This window comes from Streptantibioticus rubrisoli, assembly GCF_024436055.1.
In the GTDB taxonomy this organism is placed as follows: Bacteria; Actinomycetota; Actinomycetes; order Streptomycetales; family Streptomycetaceae; genus Streptantibioticus_A; species Streptantibioticus_A rubrisoli.
The window spans coordinates 15,458-28,941 of record NZ_JANFNH010000050.1 but is presented as its reverse complement, the minus strand read 5'-3'; the positions used below and the strand labels follow the sequence as shown (position 1 = coordinate 28,941).

General features: G+C 68.9%; 9 protein-coding genes. 6 read left to right on the top strand and 3 right to left on the bottom strand.

Annotated elements, in window-relative coordinates; all coding sequences use genetic code 11:
- Positions 1-59: 59 nt before the first annotated feature.
- The gene (locus NON19_RS28540) at positions 60-887 is read right to left on the bottom strand and encodes a PaaX family transcriptional regulator (RefSeq protein ID WP_255932012.1); all 828 of its coding nucleotides are present in this window, start codon (positions 885-887) and stop codon (positions 60-62) included.
- A 4-nt stretch (positions 888-891) separates the two neighbouring features.
- Complete coding sequence (locus tag NON19_RS28535) at positions 892-2,511, bottom strand: AMP-binding protein (RefSeq protein ID WP_255932011.1); 1,620 nt, start codon at positions 2,509-2,511, stop codon at positions 892-894.
- 148 nt (positions 2,512-2,659) lie between these two features.
- Between NON19_RS28535 and NON19_RS28530 the strand changes: the two genes are divergently transcribed.
- The gene (locus NON19_RS28530; protein ID WP_255932010.1) at positions 2,660-3,775 is read left to right on the top strand and encodes an acyl-CoA dehydrogenase family protein; all 1,116 of its coding nucleotides are present in this window, start codon (positions 2,660-2,662) and stop codon (positions 3,773-3,775) included.
- A 72-nt stretch (positions 3,776-3,847) separates the two neighbouring features.
- On the opposite strand, the gene NON19_RS28525 is transcribed toward NON19_RS28530, so the two are convergent.
- A complete protein-coding gene (locus tag NON19_RS28525; protein WP_255932009.1) occupies positions 3,848-5,377 on the bottom strand; it encodes a helix-turn-helix domain-containing protein in 1,530 nt (509 codons plus the stop codon).
- A gap of 269 nt (positions 5,378-5,646) precedes the next feature.
- On the opposite strand from NON19_RS28525, the gene acnA reads away from it, so the two are divergent.
- From acnA to NON19_RS28500, 5 genes are all read left to right on the top strand, one after another.
- On the top strand, positions 5,647-8,388 hold the full coding sequence (gene acnA / locus NON19_RS28520; RefSeq protein ID WP_255932008.1) for an aconitate hydratase AcnA: 2,742 nt from the start codon (positions 5,647-5,649) through the stop codon (positions 8,386-8,388).
- 300 nt (positions 8,389-8,688) lie between these two features.
- Entirely contained in the window at positions 8,689-10,092 is a 1,404-nt protein-coding gene (ngcE, locus tag NON19_RS28515) for an N-acetylglucosamine/diacetylchitobiose ABC transporter substrate-binding protein (RefSeq protein ID WP_255932007.1), read from the top strand.
- Between the two features lie 71 nt (positions 10,093-10,163).
- On the top strand, positions 10,164-11,096 hold the full coding sequence (locus tag NON19_RS28510) for a carbohydrate ABC transporter permease (protein ID WP_255932006.1): 933 nt from the start codon (positions 10,164-10,166) through the stop codon (positions 11,094-11,096).
- Positions 11,097-11,111: 15 nt separating this feature from the next.
- Entirely contained in the window at positions 11,112-12,044 is a 933-nt protein-coding gene (locus NON19_RS28505) for a carbohydrate ABC transporter permease (RefSeq protein WP_255932005.1), read from the top strand.
- 170 nt (positions 12,045-12,214) lie between these two features.
- The gene (locus NON19_RS28500) at positions 12,215-13,411 is read left to right on the top strand and encodes an ROK family transcriptional regulator (RefSeq protein WP_255932004.1); all 1,197 of its coding nucleotides are present in this window, start codon (positions 12,215-12,217) and stop codon (positions 13,409-13,411) included.
- Positions 13,412-13,484: the final 73 nt, after the last annotated feature.

Here is a 13,484-nt window from a genome sequence, read left to right as displayed (position 1 = left end):
AGTGTCCAGCCGTATTCCGGCGGGCTTACATCGTGGGTAACGACCAGGCGAGTCAACGGTCACGTCATCCGATGAACCGCCCGCACGAACTCCGCACCCGGCTCCCGCAGCCGTTCGTGCAGCTCGCCGAACACCTGAGCCGCCCGGCCGCCCGGCCAGTCGCCGGGGAGAAGTTCCGCGGGCAGCCCAGGATCCGCGTACGGCAGCCGACGCCATGAGTCCAGCGCCCGCAGGTAGTCCCGGAAGGCGTCCTTAGGCCTCCGTACGGACGAGCGCCGCGCCCAGGCGGTGAGTACCGGCTCCTGCTCGGCCAGGAACGCCCGGTGCAGGGCGGCGAGCGCGTCCAGGTCCCACCAGCGGCGTACCGCCTCCCGCGTCGGCGTGAAGCCCGTATGCGAGCCGTGGAACAAATCGACATAGCTGCCCAGACCCAGCCGCTCCAGGGTGTGCCGCGCCTCCTGGTGCAGGTGTGCGGGAGCGATCCACACACCGGGCGCCGCCGTGCCGAAGCCCAGCCGGGACAGCCGGGAACGCAGCAGGTGGCGCTTGTGGCGTTCGGTCTCCGGGACGGAGAAGACGACCAGCACCCAGCCGCCCTCGGCCGGGGCGGAAGCGTCGCGGTAGATCCGGCGGTCGCCGTCCGCCAGCATTTCGGTGGCGTCCGCCGAGAGCCGGTAGACGGCGGTCTGGTCAGCGACCAGCAGCCCGCGCCGCTTGAGCCGGGATACCGCCGAGCGCACCGACTGCGGGTCGACGTCCGCGGCCCCCAGCAACCGGATCAGCGCGGCGACCGCCACCCGTCCGGCGCACTCCGCCCGGCCGTACGCCCCGAAGAACGTCAGGATCAGCGAACTCGGCGTATGTCCCTCGGTGCGTTGCCCTGCCACGCGATCACTGTAGGTCGCGCAACAGGAAGCGCTGCAGCTTGCCCGTGGGGGTGCGCGGCAGCGCGTCCAGGAACTCGATCTCGCGCGGGCACTTGTACGGCACCATCTCGCCCTTGGCGAACTCCCGTAGCCTGCGCGCCGTCTCCCCGTCGTGCGGCACCCCGTCGCGCAGCACCACGTACGCCTTGGCGATCCGGCCGCGGTCCGGGTCGGGGACGCCGACCACCGCCACCTCGCGCACGTCGGGATGGCGGCAGAGCGCCTCCTCGACCTCCGGTGCGGCGATGTTGTGCCCGGCCGAGATGATCATGTCGTCGGCGCGTGCGACGAAGGTGAAGTAGCCGTCGGCGTCCCGGATGTAGGTGTCACCGGTGAGGTTCCAGCCGTCGCGCACGTAGTCGCGCTGCCGGTCGTCGGCCAGGTAGCGGCAGCCGGTCGGGCCGCGTACCGCGAGCAACCCGGGCTGGCCGTCCGGCAGTTCCTCGCCCGAGGCGTCGACTATGCGCGCCTGGTAGCCGGGGACCGGGACCCCGGTGGCTCCGGGGCGGATCGCGGCGTCGGCCGCGGAGATGAAGATGTGCAGCATCTCGGTGGCGCCGATGCCGTTGATGAGCTCGATGCCGGTGCGCTTGCGCCACGCGTGCCAGGTGGCCGCCGACAGGTTCTCCCCGGCCGAAACGCAGCGCCGCAGCGAGGAGATGTCGTACCCGCCGCCCTCCAGCGACCCCAGCATGGCGCGGTACGCTGTCGGCGCGGTGAACAGCACGCTCACCCGGTGCCGGGTCACCGCCTCCAACAGCCGCTCGGCACCGGCCCGTTCGAGCAGCAGCGTGGACGCCCCGGCACGCAGCGGGAAGACCACCAGACCGCCGAGACCGAAGGTGAACCCCAACGGCGGGCTGCCCGCGAAGACATCGGACGGCAGCGGGCGCAGTACCCGCGCGGAGAAGGTGTCGGCGATGGCCAGCACGTCCCGGTGGAAGTGCATGCACCCCTTCGGCACGCCGGTGGTCCCCGAGGTGAAGGCGATCAGCGCCACGTCGTCCGCCGAGGTGGCGACCGCGGGGAAACGATCCGGCTTGCGCTGCGCGAGACGCGTCAGGTCCCGCGGCCCCTCCCCGCCGAAGACCGCCGTGCGCAGCCCCGGCACCTCGGCCTTCTCCAGGTCGTCCAACGACCCGGTGTCACACAGCGCGTGCCGCACCCTGGCGATCCGGCAGATCACCGCCAGCTCCCGGGGGCGGTGCGCGGCCAGCACCGTGACCGCCACCGCGCCCGCCTTCATCACCGCGAACCAACTCGCCACCAGCCACGGTGAGTTGGGGCCGCGTAGCAGCACCCGGTTGCCCGGCACCACCCCCAGGTCCTCCACCAGCACCCGTGCCACCCGGTCGGAGGCCGCCCGCAGTTCCTCGTAGCTCCACACCTCGCCGCCCGGCATGCGCAGGCACGGGCGGTCGGGGCCGAACCGCTCGGCGCTGGCGTCCAGCAGTTCCGTACCGCAGTTGAGCCGGTGCGGGTAGCGCGGCAGCGGTGCGCCGAGCAGCAGGTCGGGCCACTGCTCCGGCGGGGGCAGATGGTCGCGCGCGAAGGTGTCCAGATGTGCGGAGGGCAGCAGATCCATCGTGGGTCGCCCCTTTGCGACGGTCCGGGCAGGGGTGGAATCCGGCCGTGCGACTGCCGAATCAGCGTAACGTGATGGTGACGGCAGTCAACACTTCGCGATATGCAACGAGTTGGGTCCACCGGACGCGAAACCGAGGAGGCAGCCGATGCCGGTGTTCGCACTCGATCCCGAACAGCACAAGTGGTGTGAGTGGCTCCGCGAGCAGGCGGCCACCCGGTTGCGCCCGCTCGCCGAGGCGGGTGAGCCCGGCCGGGTCAACCGGCCGCTGCTCGCCGAACTCGCCCGGTTGGGGCTGCTGGAGCGGCTGTTCCCGTCGGACGGCAGGCCGCGCGCCCTCGACCTGTGTCTGCTGCGTGAGTCACTGGCCCGCGAGTGCACCGAGGCGGAGACCGCGCTGGCGCTCCAGGGCCTTGGCGCCCAACCGGTGCTGCGCGCACCGCGGTTGGCGCGGCGCTGGATCCCGGAGGTGGTCTCGGGCCGCGCGGTCGCCGCCTTCGCGCTGACCGAGCCGGAAGCCGGGTCCGACGCGGCGGCGCTGCGGCTGCGGGCCGAGCCGGACGGTGGCGGATGGCGGCTGACCGGCACCAAGCGGTGGATCTCCAACGCACCGGAAGCCGACTTCTACACCGTCTTCGCGCGCACCACGCCGGACGCCGGGTCGCGCGGCGTCACCGCGTTCCTGGTGCCGGCCGACCGGCCGGGGCTGAGCGGTGAGCCGATCGAGATGCTCTCGCCGCACCCCATCGGGAGCCTGACGTTCGACGGGGTGCCGGTCGGGCGGGACGATCTGCTGGGGGAGCCGGAGCGCGGGTTCCGGGTGGCCATGGAGACGTTGAACCTGTTCCGGCCGAGTGTCGGGGCGTTCGCGGTCGGCATGGCGGGAGCGGCGCTCGATGCCGCCGTCCAGCACGCCGGTCAACGCAGCGCGTTCGGCGGGCCGTTGAAGGACCTGCAGGCCGTGGGCCACACCCTGGCCGAGATGGCCACCCGCACCGAGGCGGCGCGGCTGATGGTACTGGCGGCGGCGCGGGCGTACGACTGCGGTGCGCCGGACATCGCGAAGCGTTCCGCCATGGCGAAGCTGTTCGCCACCGAGACCGCGCAGTTCGTCGTGGACGCCGCCGTCCAGCTGCATGGCGCCAGTGCGCTGCGCGCCGGGCATCTGCTGGAGCATCTGTACCGGGAGGTGCGGGCGACTCGGATCTATGAGGGGGCCACGGAGGTGCAGCGGTCCATCATCGCGCGGGAGTTGTATCGGTAGTGGGTGAGGTGCGGGTGGGTGGGGGCTTGGGTGGTTCTCCCCACCCACCCGCCTTTTTCAGGTGTCCCGTTTTCAGATGTCCCGGAACGTTTCGATCTGGGCGCCGATCGAGTTCAGGCGCTCCGCCAGTTCCTCGTAACCCCGGTTGATGACATAGACGTTGCGCAGTACCGAGGTGCCCTCCGCCGCCAGCATGGCCAGCAGCACCACCACGGCGGGGCGCAGGGCGGGCGGGCACATCATCTCCGCCGAGCGCCAGCGGGTCGGGCCCTCGACCAGCACCCGGTGCGGGTCGAGCAGTTTGACGCTGGCGCCAAGCCGGGTCAGCTCGGTCAGGTAGATGGCGCGGTTGTCGTACACCCAGTCGTGGATCAGCGTGGAGCCCTGGGCGGTGGCGGCGATCGCCGCGAAGAACGGCACGTTGTCGATGTTCAGGCCGGGGAACGGCATCGGGTGGATCTTGTCCAGCGGTGCCCGCAGCTTCGACGGCCGCACGGTGAGGTCGATCAGCCGGGTGCGGCCGTTGTCCGCCGCGTACTCCGCGCTGCGCTCGTGGTCCAGGCCCATCTCCTCGAGCACCGCCAGCTCGATCTCCAGGAACTCGATCGGCACCCGGCGGATGGTCAGTTCGGAGGAGGTGACCACGGCGGCGGCGATCAGGCTCATCGCCTCGACCGGGTCCTCCGACGGCGCGTAGTCCACGTCGCGGTCGATGTGCGGAACGCCGTGCACGGTGAGCGTGGTGGTGCCGATGCCCTCGACCTTCACGCCCAACTGCTCCAGGAAGAAGCACAGGTCCTGGACCATGTAGTTGGAGCTGGCGTTGCGGATCACCGTGACCCCGTCGTGCCGGGCGGCGGCCAGCAGCGCGTTCTCGGTCACCGTGTCGCCGCGCTCGGTCAGCACGATGGGGCGGCTGAGGGAGCGTGAGGGATCGACCTGGGCGTGGTACGAGCCGGAAGTGGCGGTGACGTCCAGGCCGAAGTGCCGTAGCGCCGCCATGTGCGGATGCACGGTGCGGGTGCCCAGGTCGCAGCCGCCCGCGTAGGGGATCTTGAACTGGTCGGTGCGGTGCATCAGCGGGCCGAGGAACATGATCACGCTGCGGGTGCGGCGCGCCGCCTCCGTGTCCATCGAGTCCAGGTCGAGCTCGGCGGGCGGCACGATCTCCAGGTCGCTGCCGCCGTTGATCCAGCGGGTGCGCACGCCGATGCTGCCCAGCACCTCGAGGATCCGGTAGACCTCCTCGATCCGGGCCACCCGGCGCAGCGTGGTGCGCCCGGTGTTCAACAGCGAGGCGCACAGCAGCGCGACACAGGCGTTCTTGCTGGTCTTGACGTCGATCGAACCGGACAGCCGCCGTCCGCCCACCACCCGCAGATGCATGGGGCCCGCGTATCCGAGGGAGACGATCTCGCTGTCCAGCGCCTCCCCGATTCGGGCGATCATCTCAAGGCTGATGTTCTGGTTCCCGCGCTCGATGCGGTTGACCGCGCTCTGGCTTGTGCCAAGGGCCTCCGCGAGCTGCGACTGGGTCCAGCCGCGGTGCTGGCGCGCATCACGGATCAGCCTGCCGATACGTACGAGGTAGTCGTCGGTCATGAACGCCAGGCTATCTCAGATATGAGATGTGGTTCGGTAGGGGGGTGATGTGGCGTGCTGACGTGCGGCGAATGGCCGAACAGGGCGGCCGGATACCGGGCCGGGGCCAAGGCATGACCGCGCGGCGGCGATGTACTAGTGTTATCTCGACATCGAGATATCTGTCGGGGGCGTACCGCTGGCGCGCTAGTAAGGCTTACCTAACTTAGGCCCACCTTAGTGCATCGGCCCGGAACCGCGGCGACAGGATGCGGTGGTACGCGCGAAACATGCATAAGGAGACTGTCGTGTCGGCGAACAGCTTCGACGCCCGCAGCACGCTGCGCGTGGGCGACGAGTCGTACGAGATCTTCCGGCTGGACAAGGTCGAGGGCTCCGCCCGTCTGCCGTACAGCCTGAAGGTGCTGCTGGAAAACCTGCTCCGTACCGAGGACGGCGCGAACATCACCGCCGATCACATCCGTGCGCTGGGCAACTGGGACGCGAGCGCCCAGCCCAGCCAGGAGATCCAGTTCACGCCGGCCCGCGTGATCATGCAGGACTTCACCGGCGTGCCGTGCGTCGTGGACCTGGCCACCATGCGCGAGGCCGTCAAGGAACTGGGCGGCGACCCGTCGCGCATCAACCCGCTCGCCCCGGCCGAGCTGGTCATCGACCACTCGGTGATCGCCGACCGCTTCGGCACCCCCGACTCCTTCGCGCAGAACGTGGAGTTGGAGTACGGCCGCAACAAGGAGCGCTACCAGTTCCTGCGCTGGGGCCAGACCGCGTTCGACGAGTTCAAGGTCGTCCCGCCGGGCACCGGCATCGTCCACCAGGTCAACATCGAGCACCTGGCCCGCACCGTCATGGTGCGAGGCGGCCAGGCGTACCCCGACACCCTCGTCGGCACCGACTCGCACACCACCATGGTCAACGGCCTCGGCGTGCTGGGCTGGGGCGTCGGCGGCATCGAGGCCGAGGCCGCGATGCTCGGCCAGCCGGTCTCGATGCTCATCCCGCGGGTCGTCGGCTTCAAGCTCACCGGCCAGCTGCCCACCGGCACCACCGCCACCGACCTGGTGCTGACCATCACCGAGATGCTGCGCAAGCACGGCGTGGTCGGCAAGTTCGTGGAGTTCTACGGCCAGGGCGTCGCCTCGATCCCGTTGGCCAACCGCGCCACCATCGGCAACATGTCGCCGGAGTTCGGCTCCACCGCCGCGATCTTCCCGATCGACTCCGAGACCATCAACTACCTGAAGCTGACCGGCCGTTCCGAGCAGCAGATCGCCCTGGTCGAGGCGTACGCCAAGGAGCAGGGCCTGTGGCTCGACCCGGCCGCCGAGCCGGACTTCTCCGAGAAGCTCGAGCTTGACCTGTCGACGGTCGTTCCGTCGATCGCCGGTCCCAAGCGCCCGCAGGACCGCATCGTGCTGGCCGACGCCGCCGCCCAGTTCGCGCAGGACGTGCGCAACTACGTCACTGACTGCACGGACCCGGACGAGGCCGTCAAGGAGTCCTTCCCGGCCTCCGACGCCCCGGCCGTCTCCAACGGCGCGCCCAGCAAGCCGGTCACGGTCACCGCCCCCGACGGCTCGACCTACACCATCGACCACGGCGCGGTCGCGGTCGCCGCGATCACCTCCTGCACCAACACGTCCAACCCGTACGTCATGGTCGGCGCCGCGCTGCTGGCCAAGAAGGCGGTGGAGAAGGGCCTGACCCGCAAGCCGTGGGTGAAGACCACGCTGGCCCCGGGCTCCAAGGTCGTCATGGACTACTACGACCGCGCCGGGCTCACCCCGTACCTGGACAAGCTGGGCTTCAACCTGGTCGGCTACGGCTGCACCACCTGCATCGGCAACTCCGGCCCGCTGCCGGAGGAGGTCTCCCAGGCGGTCAACGACAACGACCTGGCCGTGGTCTCGGTGCTCTCCGGCAACCGCAACTTCGAGGGCCGGATCAACCCGGACGTCAAGATGAACTACCTGGCGTCCCCGCCGCTGGTCGTCGCGTACGCCATCGCGGGCTCCATGAAGGTGGACATCACCAAGGACGCCCTGGGCACCGACACCGAGGGCAACCCGGTGTTCCTGAAGGACATCTGGCCCTCCGAGCAGGAGGTCGAGCAGGTCGTCGCCTCCGCCATCGGCCAGGAGATGTTCACCCAGGACTACGCGGACGTCTTCGCGGGTGACGCGCAGTGGCAGGCGCTGCCCATCCCGACCGGCAACACCTTCGAGTGGGACGCAGAGTCCACCTACGTGCGCAAGCCCCCGTACTTCGACGGCATGACGATGGACCCGGCCCCGGTCGAGGACATCGCCGGTGCCCGGGTGCTGGCCAAGCTGGGTGACTCGGTGACCACCGACCACATCTCCCCGGCCGGTGCCATCAAGGCCGACACCCCGGCGGGCAAGTACCTCACCGAGCACGGTGTGGACAAGCGGGACTTCAACTCGTACGGCTCACGCCGCGGCAACCACGAGGTGATGATCCGGGGCACGTTCGCCAACATCCGGCTGCGCAACCAGATCGCGCCGGGCACCGAGGGCGGCTACACCCGCGACTTCACCCAGGAGGGCGCGCCGGTCAGCTTCATCTACGACGCCTCGCAGAACTACCAGGCGGCGGGCGTGCCGCTGGTGGTGCTGGCGGGCAAGGAGTACGGCTCCGGCTCGTCCCGTGACTGGGCCGCCAAGGGCACCGCGCTGCTGGGCGTCAAGGCCGTCATCGCCGAGTCGTACGAGCGCATCCACCGCTCCAACCTCATCGGCATGGGCGTGCTCCCGCTGCAGTTCCCGGCGGGCGCCTCGGCCGAGTCGCTGGGCCTGACCGGTGAGGAGACCTTCTCCATCACCGGCGTCACCGAGCTCAACGAGGGCCGTACCCCCAGCACCGTGAAGGTCAGCACGGACACCGGTGTCGAGTTCGACGCCACCGTGCGCATCGACACCCCCGGTGAGGCGGACTACTACCGCAACGGCGGCATCATGCAGTACGTGCTGCGCTCGCTGATCCGGAAGTAATCCTGGCGGGCGCGACGTGCCCGACACGGCCGACAGGGCCGCACTCCACTTCAGGAGTGCGGCCCTGTTTTATGTTTCAACCCTGTGAGACGCGGGAGCCGAGAGGTCTCAACTCGGGAAACTTCCCGACCGGGACTGTGCTCGATCTTGCCGCCTCACAGGAAGTGGACTATACCTGTCGGCGTCCAACGGCCTTTCGATTTCGGCCCAGCTTCACCGTACGACCCAGCTTCGACCGACAGCGGTAGCCGGCGGGTTCCGGTGCACCGCCTGAGTCCTGAAGAAGGCGAGGACTTGAGCATGGGATCCACCATCGAGCCGAACCGGCTCAACCGCCGCGACCTCATCAAACGGGCCACGGCGCTGGGTATCGCCGCCGTCCCGGCCAGTGGGCTGCTCAGCGCGTGCGCCGCCAGCGGCGGTGGCGGCAAGCAGGAGACCGGAAAGAAAACCGCGACCAACCCGTTCGGCGTGGTGGGCGACGCGGGCCTGGAAGTCATCATCTTCAAAGGCGGATTCGGCGACGACTACGCCAAGCGGTTCGAGAAGCTCTATTCGAAGGAATTCCCGGGCTCCAAGGTCACCCATACCCCCACCCAGAACATCACCGGCCTCCTGCAGCCCAGGCTCAACGGCGGCAATCCCCCGGACGTGGTGGACGACTCGGGCAACGCGCAGATCAAACTGGACGTCCTGCAGAAGGCAGGCCAGCTCACCGACCTGACGCCACTGCTTGACGCGCCGTCAATAGACGATCCCAGCAAGAAGGTGCGGGAGACCCTCCAGCCGGGCACCGTGGAGCTCGGCACCATCGGCGGCACCTTCTGCACCCTGCAGTACGTCTACACCGTCTTCGGCCTGTGGTACTCAGGAAAGCTGTTCCGGCAGCACGGTTGGAGCGAGCCGAAGACCTGGGCCGACTTCATGTCGCTTTCCGGGGAGATCAAGAAGGCCGGTATCGCGCCGTTCGCCCACCAGGGCAAGTACCCGTACTACATCAACGTCGCCATCATGGACCTGGCCATCAAGAACGGCGGCCCGGACTTCATGAACCGGGTCGACAAGCTCGACGAGACGGTCTGGGACGAGGCCCCGGCGAAGAACGCCATCGAGGCGATCCACCAGATCGTCAGCAACAACTACCTGCTGCCCGGCACCAACGGCATGACCCACATCGAGGCGCAGACCGCGTGGAACCAGTACAAGGCCGCGTTCGTCCCGTGCGGCGCCTGGCTGGAGAACGAGCAGTTGAAGGCCACCCCGTCGGACTTCGAGATGACGTTCATGCCGATGCCCTCGCTGCCCGGCGACAAGATGCCGTTCGAGGCGATCCGTGGCGGTGCCAACGAGCCGTACATCGTGCCCGCCAAGGCGAAGAACGCGGCGGGCGGCATGGAGTTCATGCGGGTCATGCTGAGCAAGGCCGGTGCGATCGCCTTCGCGCAGACCGCCAACTCGCTGACCGTGGTCAAGGACGCGCTCGGCCCGGACGTCCAGCTGCGCCCGGGCACCAAGTCCACGGTCACCGCGCTGAAGGCGGCCGGGTCCAACGTCTTCAACCCCACGTACCTGTACACCGCCAGCTCGCTCGACGTCGACATGGGCAACGCCAGCAGCGAGCTGATGGCCGGTCGTATCCAACCCGCCGAATGGCTGAAGCGGGTCAAGGCGGCGACGGTGAAGGCCAAGAAGAACGGTTCCTGACAGCGCAAGGTGGCGGTACGGGCAGTCCGTACCGCCACCGTGGCGGGCATCTGATACGTCGGGCAGGAGATATGCGACACCGCAAGTACCCGTTCATCGTGGGATTCCTCATCGTGCCGGTCGCGTTGTACGCGCTGCTGGTGATCTGGCCGTACCTGCAGACCTTCGGCTACTCGCTCACCGACTGGTCCGGCGAGTCGACCGTGATGCACTTCGTGGGCCTGCGCAACTACACCACGCTGTTCTCCGACACCGTCTTCCGGCAGGCCCTGCTGCACAACGCGCTGCTGCTGGTGTTCCTGCCGGTGGTCACCATCCTGCTGGCGCTGTTCTTCGCCTTCATGCTCAACGTCGGCGGTCGCGGCGGCACCGGTGGAGTGCAGGGAGTGCGCGGCGCCGCGGTCTACAAGGTGGTCTTCTTCTTCCCGCAGGTGCTGTCCATCGCGATCCTCGCGGTGCTGTTCGAGGCGGTCTACCGCAGTGACGGCGGCGGGCTGCTCAACGGCATCCTGCAAAAACTGGGCCTGGAGGACCCGCAGCGTCCGATCGAGTGGCTCAACGACCCCAACCTGGTGCTGTGGTGCATCCTGGCCATCCTGGTGTGGTCCGGGGTCGGCTTCTACCTGGTGCTGTTCTCGGCCGCCATGCAGTCCATCCCCAAGGAGGTCTACGAGGCCGCGCTGCTGGACGGCGCCGGGCGGGTGCAGACGTTCTTCCGGGTCACCCTTCCGCTGCTGTGGGACAGCGTGCAGACGGCCTGGGTGTATCTGGCGATCGCCGCGATGGACGCCTTCGCCCTGGTCTCCACGCTGACGCCCGGCGTGGCCTACGGCGGCGGCCCGGACTACCACGGCGAGGTGATGGCCACCTACCTGATGCGCAACTTCCTGTACTTCGGCAAGAGCGGCTACGCCTGCGCCATGGGCGTGGTGATCCTCTTCCTGACCCTGATCCTGTCCGCCGTCGCGCTGCGGGTCACCCGGCGCGAGCGCATCGAGTTCTAAAGCGGGGACCGCGTCATGAGCACACCCATCAAGGACCCCACCCCGGCCCCGGAGCGACTCGCCCCGGCGCCGCGGCCGCGCAGGACGGACCCGCGCACGAGGTTCGCGGACGGCGGCGGGGTGCTGAACGTCTTCTCGCACGGCTTCCTGGCCCTGTGGGCGGTGATGATCGTGCTGCCGCTGGCGTGGATCGTGCTGAGCTCGTTCAAGACCGACGGGCAGATCGGCGGCAGCGCCTGGACCTGGCCGACGCACTGGTCGCTGGAGGTGTTCGTACGGGCCTGGAACAAGGGCATCGGCGGGTTCTTCCTCAACACGGTGGTCGTGCTGGCCTTCTCGGTGACGCTCACCATGCTGTTCGGCTCCATGGCCGCGTACGTGCTGGCCCGCTACGAGTTCCCGGGCAACCGGGTGCTGTACTACTTCTTCGTCGCCGGGGCGATGTTCCCGGTCTACCTCGCCCTGGTGCCGCTGTTCTTCATGGTGCGCAACCTCGGCATGCTCAACACCTACCAGGGCCTGATCCTGGTCTACGTCGCCTACTCGCTGCCGTTCACCGTCTTCTTCCTGCACTCGTTCTTCCGCACCCTGCCGACGGCGGTGCACGAGGCGGCGATGATCGACGGCTGCTCGCACACCCGGGCGTTCTTCCAGGTGATGCTGCCGATCGCCAAGCCGGGCCTGCTCAGCGTCGGGATCTTCAACGTGCTGGGGCAGTGGAACCAGTACATCCTGCCGCTGACCTTGATGCAGAAGCAGAGCGGCTCCGACCGGGACCACTCGATGCTCACCCAGGGCCTGGTCAACCTCATGCTCCAGCAGGGGTACGCCGGTGACATGCCCGCGCTGTTCGCCGGGATGACCATCGCCATGGTGCCGGTGCTGGTGGTCTACCTCTCCTTCCAGCGGCAGGTCCAGGCCGGACTGACCGCGGGCACGTTGAAGTAGCGCGAGGTGGGGGCGGTACCGTCGGTGATCGAGTCGAGCCGGCGGTGCGGTCTGGCCACCCGTGATCTGTGATCATCCGGGTTCCTACCGTTCGATACCTTGACGGGGCACAACCCCTGAGGCTCTGCTTAGAGTTCATATGTTGGAGGAACGGCAGGGAGTGGATGGGCGTGGAGACTCCGGGATCGCAGTCCTCGCTGCACCGGGCGAATCTTGAGCGGGTGGTCCGCGCGGTACGACTGGCGGGCTCGCTCACCCAGGCGGAGATCGCCCGCGGTACGGGACTGTCCGCCGCCACCGTCTCCAATATCGTCCGCGAGCTGCGCGACAACGGAACGGTGCAGGTCACCCCGACCTCCTCGGGGGGCCGCCGGGCCCGCAGCGTCTCCCTGTCCGGGGACGCCGGAATCGTGGTCGGCGTCGACTTCGGCCACTCCCACCTGCGGGTCGCCGTCGGCAACCTGGCCCACCAGGTGCTGGCCGAGCAGACCGAGCCGATCGACGTGGACGCCTCCGCGGCGCAGGGCTTCGACCGGGCGGAACAGCTGGTCGGCCAGTTGATCGAGACCACCGGGATCGGCGCCGACAAGGTGATCGGCGTGGGGCTCGGCGTACCCGGACCCATCGACGTGGCCACCGGGGTCCTCGGGTCCACCGCGATCCTTCCGGGGTGGGGCGGGATCAACCCGCGCGAGGAGCTCTCCGCGCGCCTCGGCATGCCGGTGCACGTGGACAACGACGCCAACCTCGGCGCCCTCGGTGAACTGGTCTGGGGCGCCGGGCGCGGGGTGAAGGACCTGGCGTACATCAAGGTGGCCAGCGGTGTCGGCGCCGGGCTGGTGATCAACGGGCAGATCTACCGGGGGCCGGGCGGTACCGCGGGTGAGATAGGGCACATCACGCTGGACGAGTCAGGGCCGGTGTGCCGCTGCGGCAACCGCGGCTGCCTGGAGACCTTCACCGCCGCCCGGTACGTGCTCGACCTGCTGCGCGGCAGCCACGGCCCGGATCTGACCGTACCCAAGATGGTGCGGCTGGCCCGGGACGGCGACCCCGGGTGCCGCCGGGTGGTCGCCGACGTCGGGCGCCATGTCGGCATGGGCGTGGCCAACCTGTGCAACGTCCTCAATCCGAGCCGGGTCGTGCTCGGCGGGGAGCTGGCCGAGGCCGGGGAAGTGGTGCTCGGACCCATCAGGGAGTCCGTGGCGCGGTACGCCATTCCCAGCGCGGCACGCCAACTCGCCGTGGTTCCGGGGGCGTTGGGAGCCCGGGCGGAAGTGCTGGGCGCATTGGCACTGGTGCTAAGCGAAATGGGCGATTCAACGCTTTTGCCGGATTCCGCGCCAACTGCGCTCGCGTTCAGCTAGATAACGAGTCGTGTCGTTGTCATCTCGTTAATTATTTACTTCTTGACGGCAAGCTGCGGTCGGAGTTGACTCA